We start from the raw sequence: 14,385 nt of genomic DNA, 5'->3' as shown, positions 1-14,385 counted from the left end.
TTTGCTCGCTGCTATCAGGGCAGTGGTTTCAATGCCAAATCGGTTAGCTGGCTGCGTAACCGCTGCATAAATTCCGGGTCCGGGTCGTTTTTCTCGGTAATGTAGTTGGCATCACGTTCTTTCCACCAGCGGGTACCTTTAAACGCTTGGTACTCGCTGTGACCCAGCACAAATTCAATCGGGTATTTACCGGCCAGATAGCGGATTAGCCTGCTATTGGCTTCAAGCTGAGCGTCGGTCATTGGCAAATCTTTACCATCGGCGATGTTTTCAATCCCTATAGCGGTGTAATTCAGGCCGATAGTGTGCCTTGCCATATAGGTTTCCGGCAGTAACTGATAAATAGTGCCGTCGCGGTCGATGACAAACTGGCTGGACACATTCAGTTGGCCGCCGCTGCGAATGCCATCACGGGCGGCAGGCAATTCAGCCGGATCAAAAGCAGCAAAAGTCTGCTCTAACGTCGGGATCACCGTCCAATGCACCACGACCATCGTCGGTGTAATCGTCGGTTCGTCCTGTTCGATATCATAACGCTGTTTCAGATACTCCAGCGTAAGCGCCGTTCTGGTGTCATTCATTTGTACTGGCTTTTGTACTATGGTCAGTTCTGGCTCACTACAGTGGGCTGTCGCCATAAATAACCCCATTACGCATAATAATAATTTTTTCACCTTCTCTCCGTGTTGTATATTTTATACACAGAGTATTTTTATAGCACGCAGCAAAACAATACCGTTGCAGCAAACGACAGGTGGTGAGAGAAAAGCGTTGGAGTGAACTGATTTGGTACGATGTGGGAAGAATGGTGGCCCCAGCTGGACTCGAACCAGCGACCGATCGATTATGAGTCGAGCGCTCTAACCAACTGAGCTATGGGGCCATTCGCTATTAAAGCGGCAGGCAGTATAAAAACTTTTGCGCTCTTTGTCATCCGGCTTGTTAGGCTAAGTGTGCCTAATTGCTGATTTTTTAAGCTTATTCGGCCGAAAATAATAAAGGCGCCTGTTGGCGCCTTTATCCGGATAGCTGCTTTACTCGTCGAGGAAGCTTTTTAATACTTCAGAACGTGACGGGTGGCGCAGTTTACGCAGCGCTTTGGCTTCAATCTGACGGATACGCTCACGTGTTACGTCAAACTGTTTACCGACTTCTTCCAACGTGTGGTCGGTGTTCATGTCGATACCAAAACGCATCCGCAGGACCTTGGCTTCACGTGCTGTTAAGCCTGCCAGTACTTCGTTGGTGGCGTTTTTCAGGCTTTCCATGGTGGCCGAGTCCAGCGGCGATTCGCCGGTGGCATCTTCGATAAAATCGCCCAGATGTGAATCTTCATCATCACCAATCGGCGTCTCCATCGAAATAGGTTCTTTGGCGATCTTCAGTACTTTACGGATCTTATCTTCCGGCATTTGCATGCGCTCAGACAGTTCTTCCGGTGAAGGCTCACGACCCATTTCCTGCAGCATCTGGCGTGAAATACGGTTCAGCTTATTGATCGTTTCAATCATGTGCACCGGGATACGGATGGTACGGGCCTGGTCCGCGATAGAACGCGTAATAGCCTGCCGGATCCACCAGGTGGCGTAGGTTGAGAACTTATAACCACGACGGTATTCGAACTTATCTACAGCCTTCATCAGACCGATGTTACCTTCCTGAATTAAATCCAGGAACTGCAAACCACGGTTGGTGTACTTCTTCGCGATAGAAATAACCAGACGTAAGTTAGCTTCAACCATCTCTTTTTTCGCGCGGCGTGCTTTGGCCTCACCGATTGACATACGACGGTTAATATCTTTGATTTTAAAGATGCTTAAGCCGGTTTCTTCTTCAATCTTTTTCAGTTTTTCAATGCTGCGTACCAGCTCTTCGTGCAGCTCTTTCAGCTTCAGCGAGTATGGTTTATTGGCGGCGATTTCAGCATCCAGCCACGCAGTTGATGTTTCAAAACCGGTAAAGGCTTTGACGAAGTTTTTCTTCGGCATTTTGGCGTATTCAACGCAGTGTTTCATCACAATGCGTTCTTGCACCCGTACGCGATCCATCATTTCGCGCATGTTTTTCACCAGGCGATCGAATTGCTTCGGTACCAGGCGGAAACAACGGAATACTTCACTCAGCTTCTCAATTTCAGCTTTAGTGGTAGCGTGCTCACGGCCATTTTTGACGATAGAGTTGCGGGTTACTTCGTACTGGGTACGCAGTTCGCCAAACTTTTCGCGCGCCATTTCCGGATCCGGGCCGCTGTCGCCGTCATCTGAATCGCCGTCAGAATCATCATCGTCGTCTGAATCGTCGTCATCGTCCATTTGATCTTCTGGTACGTCAGAACCGATGTGGCTGCCAGAAATTGGCGCTTCATCAATATCATTCGGGTCGATAAAAGCAGTAACGATGTCGCTTAAGCGAATTTCTTCCGCTTCGTATTTGTCCCACTGCTCCAGCAGGTAGGTAATAGCTTCAGGATATTCAGCAACAGAGCTTTGTACCGTGTTGATACCATCTTCAATCCGCTTGGCGATATCAATCTCACCTTCACGGGTTAATAGCTCAACTGTACCCATTTCACGCATATACATACGCACCGGATCGGTGGTACGGCCCAATTCTTTATCAACGCTTACCAGCGCCTGGGCAGCTTCTTCTACTGCGTCTTCGTCTGTGGTGGCATCAGCCATGATCAGATCGTCGGCATCCGGAGCGCTTTCAAACACCTGGATCCCCATGTCGTTGATCATGCGGATAATGTCTTCTATCTGATCAGAATCGATAATGTCTTGTGGCAGGTGGTCATTCACCTCAGCAAAGGTCAGATAACCTTGCTCTTTACCTTTGATGATCAGGAGTTTTAACTGCGACTGAGGATTTTGCTCCATAGAGACTTATCTTCCACCAATGTTGATTAATGTAAAATTGCGAACTAGCGATTATAACAAAGCGCAGCTTTTCTAGCCAGCTGCATTAGGTCGCAAGCTTTGGTTTTTTGCTTTTCAGTGCCTGCAGCAACAGGTTGTATTTGTGCCACTCGGCTTTGCTTAACTGGTTAAGCTTGGCCCGTAGTGCCAGTTCATCCAGTTGCTTTTGCAGATACTGATCTTCAATAAAATAAAATGTGTCGATAAACTCCTGCGACAGCTGTTCGGGCTCGATCTGGTGTTCCCAGGCGGCCAGCGTCATCAGGATGCTGTGTTCAGGTAAATCCCGCCATTGCTCAAGTAACTGGGCTGTGGTTAACCCGGGCTCTTGCTGCAACCGTTGTTGTATGGCCAGCAGTAAGTTAATACCGGGGATATCTGCGTCTGCCAGCTCCGGCGCATCAGGCATTACCTTCACTAAATGGGGATACTGCAACAATAAACCAATAGCCCGGCGCATTGGCGTAATTTTCATTGTGGCGGGTGTTATCCGGTTAGGTGCCCGTTTTACTGCTGCTTTCGTCCGTTCCCGTGGTTTACCCAGCAGGTTAGCCAGTTTGTCGCTTAAGCTGTCGCGATAAAATTCACTGGGAATTTGTTTAATCAGTTCGGCGGCTTTAACTGACAATGCCGATTTTCCTGCATCTGTTGCCGGATCAAATTCCTGGATCAGATGCTCGAAGAAATACTGGTTCAGCGGTGTTGCTGCCGCAATACGCTGCAAAAAAGCGTCTTTGCCTTCCTTTTGCACCAGTGTGTCCGGGTCTTCACCATCGGGTAAAAACACAAAGTTAAGTTCCACGCCGTCTTTTAACTGTGGCAGTGCATTTTGTAATGCGCGCCAGGCGGCATCACGTCCGGCCCGGTCTCCGTCATAGCAGCACACTACTTTGGGCGTGTAGCGAAACAGTGTATGCATATGATCTGACGTCGTGGCAGTGCCTAAGCACGCGACGGCAAAACGAATATCATGCTCAGCCAGTGCGACAACGTCCATGTAGCCTTCTACTACCAGTACCTGTTCTAAGTGTCCCGGCTGCTGGCGGGCCTCAAATAAACCATACAATTCGCGGCCTTTATGAAATAAGCGGCTTTCCGGCGAATTCAGGTATTTTGGGGTACCGTCTCCCAGTACGCGACCACCAAAGGCAATAACACGGCCGCGTTTATCGCGGATAGGAAACATTAAGCGGTCGCGAAAAAAATCGTACTCGCGGCCATTGTCATTACGGTTAATCAGCCTCAGTTCAACCAGCTGATCGCGTAGCGTTCTGTTATTAACCGGGCTGAGCTGCTTTAGCAGATTATCCCAGCCATCCGGCGCATAACCAATCGCAAAGTCGGCAACTGTTTTCTCGCTTAAGCCGCGTTTGGCAATATATTGCCGTACCTTCTGCGCATCTGGGTGCTGTATTAGCTGCTGCTGATAAAATGCAGCGGCTTGCTGCATTAAGGTGTAATCATCGGCATGTGCTGCAGGCCGTGCTTTAGCCGCCCCTTGCTCACGTGGTACGTCCAGATGGTGTAGCTGCGCCAGCTCTTCAATCGCCTCTACGAATTCCAACTGTTCAAATTCCATCATAAAGCTGATGGCGTTACCGTGCGCACCGCAACCGAAACAATGATAAAACTGTTTATCGGGGCTGACAGTAAAAGAAGGCGACTTTTCGCTATGAAACGGGCAACAGGCGGCGTAATTTCTACCGGCTTTTTTAAGCGGTACGCGCTGGTCAATCAGTTCGACGATATCGGTGCGGGCCAGTAATTCGTCGATAAACTGTCTTGGGATTTGTCCTGCCACCTTTTTCCTTCGGCGTTATTCAGAAAAAGACAAACCGTGCCTTGCGGGCACGGTATGCAGATATCAACTTTGCAATATCACGACGGGCTCTTCAATGCTGATATTTATCAGCAGACAGCACCGTGGTCGTACAGCGGGTAAGCTAAGCGGAGCTTAGTACAGCTTGATACGACGTGCGTTTTCGCGAGACAGCTTCTTAGCGTGACGCTTAACAGCTGCTGCTTTTTTACGCTTACGGATCCAGGTTGGCTTCTCGTAGAATTCTTTTGCGCGAACGTCAGCTAATACACCAGCTTTTTCACATGAGCGCTTGAAACGACGTAATGCTACGTCAAACGGTTCGTTCTCTTTTACTTTAACAACAGGCATTAAATTCTCACCTCAGGGCCAAATTGGTTATCTCTGAACCAATACGATTAAAAATGGTGCGGCATTTTACGCAAAAAGACAGGGTGATGTAAAGCAGTTCTGCGATCTAAATCCGATCCTCTGGCTCTGCGTGGGCTGAGCCGGTACAATGCGCGCTATTTTAGCGGATTTGAGACACAGATGCGAGTTTTAGGTATAGAAACGTCCTGCGACGAAACCGGTATAGCGATCTATGATGACCAGCAAGGGTTACTCAGTCATGTACTGTATAGTCAGATCCCATTGCATGCCGATTACGGTGGTGTGGTGCCTGAGCTGGCGTCGCGTGACCATATCCGTAAAACCATTCCGTTAATTAAACAGGCTTTAAAAGAAGCCGGTTGCCATGCTGCCGATATCGATGGCGTGGCTTATACCGCCGGCCCTGGTCTTGCCGGTGCGCTGCTCGTTGGCGCGGCTATTGGCAGGTCGCTGGCGATGGCGTGGAATAAACCGGCACTGGCCGTGCACCATATGGAAGGCCACTTACTGGCACCGATGCTGGAAGAGCGCTCGCCAGAGTTCCCTTTTCTTGCGCTTTTAGTGTCGGGTGGTCACACCCAGTTAGTGGCCGTTGAAGGTATTGGCCGTTACGAGCTGCTGGGGGAGTCTATTGACGATGCCGCCGGTGAAGCCTTTGATAAAACGGCCAAGCTGATGGGGTTAGACTACCCGGGCGGCCCGTTGCTGGCCAAACTGGCGACTCAGGGCGATGCGAAAAAATACAAATTTCCCCGACCGATGACCGACAGGCCGGGCTTGGATTTTAGCTTTAGCGGCCTGAAAACCTCTGCTGCCAACGTGATTGCTAAAGAAGGTAACAGTACTCAGGTGCAAGCGGATATCGCAGCATCGTTTCAGCAAGCGGTGGTGGATACGCTGGTAATTAAATGTGAACGCGCATTGCAGCAAACCGGCTATAAGCGCCTGGTGATTGCAGGTGGCGTTAGTGCGAATACATCATTACGTGAGCAACTGGCAGTGTTGTTAACGCGCTATGGTGGTGAGGTGTTTTATCCACGCAAAGAGTTTTGTACGGATAACGGCGCTATGATTGCGCTGGCTGGGTATTTTCGTTTAGCTGCAGGGCAGCAGCAGGATTTAACGATTGGCGTTACGCCACGCTGGCCGATGCAGGACTTACCTGTGGTGTAAACGTTATAATCAATGCGTTATGTGGGGGCTTTGAGTAATGACCCTGCGAGGCTGAAGGTTGGAATCACGATTTGGGCACCACAGAGTGTCTGAGCGAACGCGCAAGCGGTAGCGAGTTGCTGTGGTGAGCCAAAGCGGGAGTTGCAACCGGAAGCTATAGCGAATACTGGGTTAAGCTACTCGCGAATGCGTTTGGTCTTATCCCACACTTTGCTCTCTTTACCCTGCCACAAGCGTACTATGTTTTCGCGGTGGCGCAGAATAATCAGCACGCTGAGCATAGACACCGGTATTGTATACAAAGGCTTGATAAACCATGTAAACACCGGTGCCAGGCTCACCGTCAAAATGGCCGCCAGTGACGAGTAGCCACTTAGCGCGACAATCACCAGCCAACTACCTATCAATAAGCCCGCCAGATCCAGACCAATGGGCATCATAGCACCAAAAGCTGTTGCCACTGCTTTACCGCCTTTAAAGCCAAAAAATAGCGGAAAGATATGCCCAACACAGGCGCAGATTGCGATTAAGCCTAAATATAGCGGTTCTATTTTCAGAAAATAGGAGCCCCAGACCGGGATAGTGCCTTTTAAAATATCAAACACTAATACCAGCACGGCAGGAACTTTGCCGCCTAAGCGCAGCACGTTGGTTGCACCGGGGTTGCCGGAGCCATGTAAACGGGGATCGGGTAAGCGGAACAGTTTGCTGACCAGCACTGCCGACGAAATGGAGCCACAAAGATAGGCTGCCAGCATCATAATTCCAATCAGCGGGGTCATTAAGGCGGTTCCTCAGCACCAGTTTTTACGTTAAGATTGCAGCCTGATTCAAGGCCTGCAGAATATAGGTTTTCAGCGGTTTCACCTATCCGACCAGCCTACCTGAAACGAGAAATAACGCAATGCGGATGTAACTGAATGGACATAGTTTTTATAAAACAGCTACAAGTAGACACCGTTATTGGCGTTTACGACTGGGAAAAGAGCATTCAGCAACGGCTTTTTCTTGATTTGGCCCTGACAACCGACACCAAAGCGGCGGCTACAGGTGATGACATCAAGCTGACACTGGATTATGCCATTATTGCCGACAAGGTAACGGCACTTATCACCGCCCAGCCTATAGAGTTGATTGAAACCGTCGCAGAGCGCGTAGCCGCTATGTTGTTGCAGCAGTTTGCTACCAGCAAAGTTGAAGTAACCGTCAGTAAGCCAGGTGCAGTAGCGCAAGCACAGACGGTCGGTGTACACATAGTGCGGAGCCGTAATTGATGGCCCGCATCTATATCAGCATTGGCAGCAATATTGATCGTCAGTTTCATATTCAGGCTGCAGTCAGCGCGTTGCAGCAACACTTTGGCGCTGTGCAGTTATCGTCAGTCTATGAGAGCGAAGCCGTTGGCTTTAGCGGCGACGCCTTTTATAACCTGGTGGCCTGTGCCGATACCCGTTTGCCAATATCGGACTGTGTTGCCTTGTTTAAGCAAATCGAAGACAGCTATGGCAGAGACCGCAGTGCTCAGAAGTTCAGCGGCCGGACGCTGGATTTAGACTTGCTGACTTATGACGATGTGGTATGCCAGCAACCGGTAGAGTTGCCTCGGGCCGAAATTACTGAAAATGCGTTTGTGCTTTGGCCGCTGGCAGAGCTAGCGCCTGACGGGTTGCACCCGAAGACCGGTGTGTCTTACGCCGAGTTATGGCAGCAATACGAGAAAAAACAAAAATTATGGCCGGTGCCATTTGAGTGGAGTGCGCAGCAGTGAGTACAGTGGAAGTTATTATTCTGGCTATTATCCAGGGCCTGACCGAGTTTTTACCTATTTCATCTTCTGCTCATCTGATTTTACCTTCGGCCATTCTGGGCTGGCAGGATCAGGGGCTGGTGTTTGATGTCGCGGTACACGTTGGTACTTTACTGGCGGTAATGCTGTATTTTCGCCGTGACATCGCTCAGTTAACCATTGGCTGGTTTCAGAGTCTGGGTGGGAAACACAGTACCGACAGTAAACTGGCGTGGTGGGTGATACTGGCGACGATACCGGCAGGCTTGGCCGGTTTATTGGCTGCTGATTTGATAGAAACTTTTCTGCGCTCGCCTTATGTGATTGCAGTGACGACTATCGTGTTTGGCCTGGCGTTGTGGCTGGCAGACGTTACGGCAAAACAGCAGCAAACAATGGAGCAGTTGAGCTGGAAACAGGCGCTGCTGATTGGCATTGCCCAGGCGATAGCGCTTATCCCGGGCACCTCGCGTTCAGGCATTACCATGACTGCTGCGTTAATGCTGGGGCTGGATAGGGTAAGTGCAGCGCGTTTTTCGTTCTTATTATCTATTCCGATCATTGTGCTAAGCGGCGGCTATCAGGCGTCCAAGCTACTGTCTGAACCTACGCACTATGATATCAATGCGATAGCGCTCGGTACGGGCTTGTCATTTATCAGTGCTTTTATCTGTATACACCTGTTTTTAAAAGTGATTGAGCGCATGGGTATGCTGCCGTTTGTGATTTACCGGCTGATTTTAGGTATAACCTTACTGCTGGTGTTAAGCAGCACCGTTTAAGGTGCTGTATCCGTTTTATCGCGGGCTTTGGCCGTACTGATCGCATCCAGCCTGGCGCGTTCCAGCCCTTGCTTGATTTGCTCACCCTGTAACCCCTGTGCCAGTAACGTCTTCGCATTGACCTGCAAAGCCGCACTGGCTAACTGGCGTAAATACTCTGCTTGCGGATACGGCGCTTTTTCAAAGCCGGTGCGACCGCGCAAATCGGCTTCGCAGCACAATAGTATTGCTTCCAGCCGTTGTGGCTTGCGCCACAAATCTATTGCATTGAATAGCTTTAGCACAGTGCTGCTTTTCAGTTCGCGGGCGCGGTGGATGATCTGATGGTACTCACATACCAATAGCGCCAGATCGCGGCAATCGTTCGGCACCCTTAAACGCTGGCACAGCTGCTTAATTAACGGTAAGCCGGTATGTTCATGGCCGTGATGCGCTGGCCACAGCTCAGGTTTGGTGGCCCCTTTGCCTAAGTCGTGTACTAATGCTGCAAAACGGACGTCGAGCCGGTCAGATAACAGTGCGGCTTGTTGCACTACCATCAGCGTATGCACGCCGGTATCAATTTCCGGGTGCCATTGCGGCGGCTGGGGCACCCCCCACAGTGCGGCCAGTTCGGGCATCAGTACCTGTAAAGCGCCGGTTTGTTGCAGCAAATCAAAATAGGCTTGAGGCGTTTTTTCGCTAAGCGCTTTGGCGGTTTCCTGCCAGACGCGCTCTGCTGCCAGCGTATCAAGCTCTGAGCTTAGCTGACGCATCAACTGTTTGGTTTGCGGCGCAACGGTAAACCCCAGGTGGGCATAGCGGGCGTAAAATCGTGCAACACGCAGCACGCGCAGTGGATCTTCGGCAAATGCATCAGAAACATGGCGCAGTACTTTATTTTTTATGTCGTCTGCACCGTGAAAAGGATCAACCAGACTGCCGTCATCTGCCTGGGCAATGGCGTTTATTGTGAGGTCACGGCGCAGCAAGTCCTGCTCCAGCGTGACATCCGGTGCAGCATAAACGCTGAAACCGGTGTAGCCCTTGCCACTTTTGCGCTCGGTTCGGGCCAACGCATGCTCTTCTTTTGTATCGGGATGTAAAAACACCGGAAAGTCTTTGCCGACCTGCTGATAGCCCAAAGCCAGCATTTGTTCGGGGGTGGCACCCACCACGACCCAGTCCCGTTCATGAAACGGATACCCTAAAAGACTGTCACGTACTGCACCACCGACCAGATATCGTTGCACCGGCTTTCCTGTTGCTGGATTTTTTGCCATTATACCCGTCGTCTTTCAAAATGCACGGTCGCAACACGTTGCAGCGCCCTTAGTAGCAGGATGCAGTATGTATACCGGATTTTTTGGCCTGAACAGTGCCCCGTTTTCGATAGCCCCCAACCCGGAGTTTATGTATCTGAGCCCGCGCCATGCTGAGGCGCTGGCGCACTTGCGGTTTGGCTTAGGTGAGGCGGGCGGCTTTGTGTTACTGACCGGCGAGGTAGGAACGGGTAAAACCACCGTATCGCGCTGTTTACTGCAGGAGCTGGACGATCGGGCCGAGGTGGCGTTTATTCTGAATCCAACCTTATCGGAGCTGGAGTTGCTGGCGGCTATCTGCGATGAGTTGAAAATCCGCTATAAAAAAAGTGATGCCAGCCTGAAGTTACTCGGCGATAAAATCAAAAACCGTTTACTGAAAAACCATGACGCCGGTAAGCATACCTTATTGATTATTGACGAGGCCCAGCACCTGCAGCCCGCTGTGCTGGAGCAATTGCGCCTGCTGACTAACCTGGAAACCAATACCCGTAAGCTGTTGCAGGTGATTCTGATTGGCCAACCTGAACTGCAGCAATTGCTAAAACGCAACGACTTACGGCAGTTGGCGCAGCGTATCACTGCCCGTTACCACTTGTTGCCACTCAATCTGGATGAGGTAAAGCAATACCTTAAATTCCGCTTACAGGTAGCAGGTTGCAGCCGGCCGGTATTCAGCGACGCTGCAGTCAAACGTTTATTCCAGCTCAGTGGCGGTATTCCAAGGCTGCTTAACCTGATGGCCGACCGTGCTTTGCTTGGTGCTTATGGTCAGCAGCAGGCGATTGTCAGCGAGAAAATGGTCAAACAAGCTGCCAGTGAAATACTGCCACTGTCAGAACAGGTAAACCAAAGGGCTTTACCTGCCTGGTTCTGGCCTGTATTGGGGGTTTGCGCTATAGTGCTGGGCTTTAGTCTGGCACTGGTGCTGATGCTGCTGCTTCAACACGGCTGACAGGCGAGCACTTTTCGCACAAAAGGTAGTGAACACGGTTATGTCTATTTTAATGGCTGCATTAAAACAGCAGCATCATTCAGCTCCTGTACCTGACAAAACCAGCACTTACTGGCGCAAGTTAGCGTTGGTATTAGCGTTGTTACTGGCACTGTTAACCGGTGCTGTTGCTGCCTACTTACTGACTCCCTTGCTGCGGCAGGCGCCGCCAGCTGCTGCACAACCTGCAGCTGAGCCTGCTAAAGCTGATGCTATTTTACAGGCACTACAGGCAAAAGATGCTGCCCAAAATGCTGGTACGCAGACGACTAATATTGCTGCCAGCACCAGTCCGGCACAGATAGGCACAGCCTTGGGTCAGGTGGTATCGCCACCGCCACAACCCGTCAGTGAAGAATTTAGCTCACCGCCGCCGGTCAAAACCATGACTGCCGGTAGTGCCGCAGCTGAACCACAACCGGTAACAGTGACAAAAGAAGTAGCAGTTGAACCTGAACCGGTTGAAGTGTCATCTGAACTGCGTGACAAATTTGCTTCGGCATTAAAAGCAACAGAGCAAAGTAGCCGCAGCCCGGCCAGGCGCACTAATGATGCCCCTGCGGTTGATGTCAGTGAGTTGGATATAAGCTTACGCCAACAAATACCAGCCTTACGGTTTGATGCCCATGTTTATGCCACTACGCCAAGCCAGCGCTGGGTAAAAGTAAATGGCAAAACACTGCAGGAAGGGCAGTGGGTGACGGCCGATATCCGCATTAAAGAAATTACGCCGCAGTTTGTACTGCTGCAATACGGTAATCAGCTGTTTAGTATGACGGCACTGTCAGGCTGGCCTGACTAAACCTGCATGATAAATTCATTAAAAAACTTTTTCAGATCAATACCATAGTCTGCGGCATCGACCGCAGACTTTATTGCATCATCGCATTTCGGGTTAGCCAAATCGACCGTCAGCGGCGGCAGATAACAGCGCCGTTTGGTATGGTAAAACACCTTCACCACAGGGCAGGTCAGGCTGTTAGGGTTGTTCTCCAGCACCAACGCCAACTTTTCGCTGTCCATCAGCACTAACGTGCCCGGTGGATACATGCCAATGGCGGCAATAAATTGCTTTACCAGCTCCAGGTCAAAATGCGCCGGGCTGTCGGCACGCAGTATTTTCAGGGCCCTGACACAGCTTTGGCCACTTTTGTACACGCGCTGGGCGGTAATGGCATCATAAGTATCGACTATTGCGATCATGCGGGCATGTAACGATATCTGCTCTTGTTGCAGGCCTGCCGGATAGCCTCTGCCATCCATGCGCTCGTGATGATTCGCCGCCACATCCAGGCTGATTGGCGAGATACCTTCAGTTTGCTGCAGAATATCGCGGCTAAACTCAACATGCTGGCGCATAACGACAAACTCGTCATCCGTTAAGCGGCCCGGCTTATTTAGAATCGCATCCGGTACTTTGATTTTGCCGATATCATGCAGTAACGCACCTGTGGCCAGCTCTTCAATCGTCGGCTCGTCCAATTTCAGGTACTTGGCAAAAATAGTCATCAGAATGGATACATTGACCGAGTGTTCAAGCAGGTAAGCATCTTTCTCGCGCATCCGGCTGATGCATAACAGTGCATCCTGATTACGGAATACCGAATCAATAAAGCCTTCGGCGCAGCGGCGAAAATCGGCGACGTTAATCGCTTTACCATTGGTTATATCAGCAAAAGCGCGTTTTTGCAGTGATTTTGCTTCTGAATACAGGGCTTTGGCTTTCTTGATTTCCTGCGCCATGCTGAGCTTCTTCATACTCTGACGGGCGGACAGCGATGGCGAATCTACTGCGGTGGCTGCCATATTAAACTGGCCGCTGTCATCGGCTTCCAGTTCGGTGGGCTGCTGCTTGGCAGGGTCGATGCTAAGCTGTGTTACACCTTTACTGCGTAACAATTCAATCTGGGCTGGGTTGGATATTAATCCCTGTATTTTTAGTGCCTTACCAGAAGATGTTTGCGCATTTACCACATACATACCGCTAGCTAACTGCGCTATATTAATTGTTTTCAACTACTGTTCGTTTCCACTCAGGCAAGTGTTAACATCTTAGAGCGGCCTTTATGCTTATTCAAGCAGCTTATATTAGCTAACGGTAAAATTTAGATGTAGTTGCGCACATCCAGGCCGTATTTCTTCAAATCGACGCAGCTGTCGATTTGCTCTTCCTGTTGGCGGGACAGGTCCAGTATGCGGGCAGGCAGGTGATGCTGGTGCACACTGTGGTAAAACACCTTCACTTTGGGCAGCAGGGGTTTTTTCGCACTGTTCTCCAGTACCAAAGCCAGTTTTCCGCTGGTTAGTTTGACGACAGACCCGGGCGGATAGATACCAATACACTTTATAAACAGCTGTAATAACTCGACATCCAGTTTGTGCGGGGTGCGTTCAAGCAGCAAGCGGGAAGCCGCCAACGGGCCCAGCTTGCTATGTTGTGGTGAGGTCAGTTTTTCGTAATTGTTGACAATAGCCAGCATCCGGCTGCCTTTTTCTATCTGACCGGCACTGATCTTTGGTGAACCACTGCCATCAAGATGCGCACAATGCTGGCTAATCCATAACGAGATTTCACCCGCCAGGTTAGCTGTTTTTTGCAGCGCATTCAGGCTGGCCGGAATAGCCATATAGTCTTCTGCCTGCAAATAGTCGGGATTCAGCGCTTTGCCGATATCATGCAGCAATGCAGCGGTGATCAGTGACTGCACTTTGTGTGTCGGCATATTCAGATGGCGGGCAAAGGCCGCCATATAGACAGCACAACTGATGCTGTGCTGTAAAAGGCTGTCACTTTGCTCAGCAATGCGGTTTAGACACAGTAATACATCCTGATTACGTGCTATAGAATCGGCAAGGCCGGCACTGACTTCATGCACCAGTGTCAGGTCAATCATATTGTTGTGACGCACTGCATCGAGCATCTGGCGCTGAACTTTTTGCGTTTGCACCAACGCCTTCTCTGCTTTTGGCCACTCGTCGTTGAACAACGCTCTGGTGCTGTGTTCGTCATCAGTATTGGCTGGTTCTGCAGCCGGGGTGGCTTTAGCCTCTTCGAGTCTTTTTTCCGGGTCGGTCAGAACAACCTGTACGCCCTTGCGGCGCAGTTGCTCTATAGCTGCGGGTGTGCGCACCCAGCCGGCATGTTTGACGATGACATCGCCGGTTTGCTGTAACACCTGAACCACATAGCTGCCTGGCTGTAAATCGGCTATGTGTACTTCCTGATATGCCATCTTCCGC

14 protein-coding genes and 1 tRNA gene are annotated in these 14,385 nt (G+C 50.5%); 6 read left to right on the top strand and 9 right to left on the bottom strand.

All coding sequences use genetic code 11. The annotated features are described in order from the left end of the window. Positions 1 to 14: 14 nt before the first annotated feature. The 5 genes from LHL18_RS16005 to rpsU all read right to left on the bottom strand — a co-directional run bounded on the left by LHL18_RS16005 (position 15) and on the right by rpsU (position 5,088). Positions 15 to 674, bottom strand: coding sequence for a peptidoglycan recognition protein family protein (locus LHL18_RS16005; RefSeq protein ID WP_226767805.1), 660 nt, complete (start codon positions 672 to 674; stop codon positions 15 to 17). A 132-nt stretch (positions 675 to 806) separates the two neighbouring features. Continuing rightward, a tRNA-Ile gene (locus tag LHL18_RS16000) sits at positions 807 to 883 on the bottom strand. 151 nt (positions 884 to 1,034) lie between these two features. Further along, a complete protein-coding gene (rpoD, locus tag LHL18_RS15995; RefSeq protein ID WP_134059124.1) occupies positions 1,035 to 2,879 on the bottom strand; it encodes an RNA polymerase sigma factor RpoD in 1,845 nt (614 codons plus the stop codon). An 85-nt stretch (positions 2,880 to 2,964) separates the two neighbouring features. Then, the gene (gene dnaG, locus LHL18_RS15990) at positions 2,965 to 4,719 is read right to left on the bottom strand and encodes a DNA primase (protein WP_226767804.1); all 1,755 of its coding nucleotides are present in this window, start codon (positions 4,717 to 4,719) and stop codon (positions 2,965 to 2,967) included. Positions 4,720 to 4,872: 153 nt separating this feature from the next. Next, positions 4,873 to 5,088, bottom strand: coding sequence for a 30S ribosomal protein S21 (gene rpsU / locus LHL18_RS15985; RefSeq protein WP_027671378.1), 216 nt, complete (start codon positions 5,086 to 5,088; stop codon positions 4,873 to 4,875). Positions 5,089 to 5,268: 180 nt separating this feature from the next. Here rpsU and tsaD point away from each other — a divergent pair, with 180 nt between their 5' ends. Then, the gene (tsaD, locus tag LHL18_RS15980; RefSeq protein WP_226767803.1) at positions 5,269 to 6,282 is read left to right on the top strand and encodes a tRNA (adenosine(37)-N6)-threonylcarbamoyltransferase complex transferase subunit TsaD; all 1,014 of its coding nucleotides are present in this window, start codon (positions 5,269 to 5,271) and stop codon (positions 6,280 to 6,282) included. Between the two features lie 176 nt (positions 6,283 to 6,458). Here the strand turns inward: tsaD and plsY are convergent, their stop codons facing one another. Then, positions 6,459 to 7,064 carry a glycerol-3-phosphate 1-O-acyltransferase PlsY gene (gene plsY / locus LHL18_RS15975; RefSeq protein WP_134059133.1) on the bottom strand — a complete coding sequence of 202 codons (606 nt, stop codon included), beginning with the start codon at positions 7,062 to 7,064 and terminating at the stop codon, positions 6,459 to 6,461. Between the two features lie 138 nt (positions 7,065 to 7,202). Between plsY and folB the strand changes: the two genes are divergently transcribed. From folB to LHL18_RS15960, 3 genes are read left to right on the top strand one after another with little or no spacing between them, the layout of a single operon-like run. Beyond that, positions 7,203 to 7,556: a dihydroneopterin aldolase gene (folB, locus tag LHL18_RS15970; RefSeq protein WP_226767802.1), complete on the top strand. Its 354-nt coding sequence runs from the start codon at positions 7,203 to 7,205 to the stop codon at positions 7,554 to 7,556. Next, the gene (folK, locus tag LHL18_RS15965; protein WP_226767801.1) at positions 7,556 to 8,050 is read left to right on the top strand and encodes a 2-amino-4-hydroxy-6-hydroxymethyldihydropteridine diphosphokinase; all 495 of its coding nucleotides are present in this window, start codon (positions 7,556 to 7,558) and stop codon (positions 8,048 to 8,050) included. Before folB ends, folK begins: the two co-directional genes overlap by 1 nt. Continuing rightward, positions 8,047 to 8,850: an undecaprenyl-diphosphate phosphatase gene (locus LHL18_RS15960; RefSeq protein WP_226767800.1), complete on the top strand. Its 804-nt coding sequence runs from the start codon at positions 8,047 to 8,049 to the stop codon at positions 8,848 to 8,850. The genes folK and LHL18_RS15960 overlap by 4 nt, the downstream gene beginning before the upstream one ends. Here the strand turns inward: LHL18_RS15960 and LHL18_RS15955 are convergent. After that, on the bottom strand, positions 8,847 to 10,082 hold the full coding sequence (locus LHL18_RS15955; RefSeq protein WP_226767799.1) for a multifunctional CCA addition/repair protein: 1,236 nt from the start codon (positions 10,080 to 10,082) through the stop codon (positions 8,847 to 8,849). The two genes, LHL18_RS15960 and LHL18_RS15955, sit on opposite strands and share 4 nt — an antisense overlap. Positions 10,083 to 10,179: 97 nt before the next feature. Between LHL18_RS15955 and LHL18_RS15950 the strand changes: the two genes are divergently transcribed. Together LHL18_RS15950 and LHL18_RS15945 are read left to right on the top strand one after the other, a co-directional pair. After that, on the top strand, positions 10,180 to 11,106 hold the full coding sequence (locus LHL18_RS15950; RefSeq protein ID WP_319004179.1) for an ExeA family protein: 927 nt from the start codon (positions 10,180 to 10,182) through the stop codon (positions 11,104 to 11,106). Between the two features lie 40 nt (positions 11,107 to 11,146). Beyond that, the gene (locus LHL18_RS15945; protein WP_226767798.1) at positions 11,147 to 11,947 is read left to right on the top strand and encodes a general secretion pathway protein GspB; all 801 of its coding nucleotides are present in this window, start codon (positions 11,147 to 11,149) and stop codon (positions 11,945 to 11,947) included. Here LHL18_RS15945 and LHL18_RS15940 read toward each other — a convergent pair. Continuing rightward, complete coding sequence (locus tag LHL18_RS15940; RefSeq protein ID WP_226767797.1) at positions 11,944 to 13,161, bottom strand: HD-GYP domain-containing protein; 1,218 nt, start codon at positions 13,159 to 13,161, stop codon at positions 11,944 to 11,946. The two genes, LHL18_RS15945 and LHL18_RS15940, sit on opposite strands and share 4 nt — an antisense overlap. Before the next feature lie 89 nt (positions 13,162 to 13,250). Then, positions 13,251 to 14,378: an HD-GYP domain-containing protein gene (locus LHL18_RS15935; RefSeq protein WP_226767796.1), complete on the bottom strand. Its 1,128-nt coding sequence runs from the start codon at positions 14,376 to 14,378 to the stop codon at positions 13,251 to 13,253. Positions 14,379 to 14,385: the final 7 nt, after the last annotated feature.

Origin of the sequence: Rheinheimera aquimaris, assembly GCF_020531985.1 — a bacterium.
Taxonomy (GTDB): domain Bacteria; phylum Pseudomonadota; class Gammaproteobacteria; order Enterobacterales; family Alteromonadaceae; genus Alishewanella; species Alishewanella aquimaris.
Note: the sequence above shows the minus strand (reverse complement) of the source record. Positions and strands in the feature narration are given on the sequence as shown.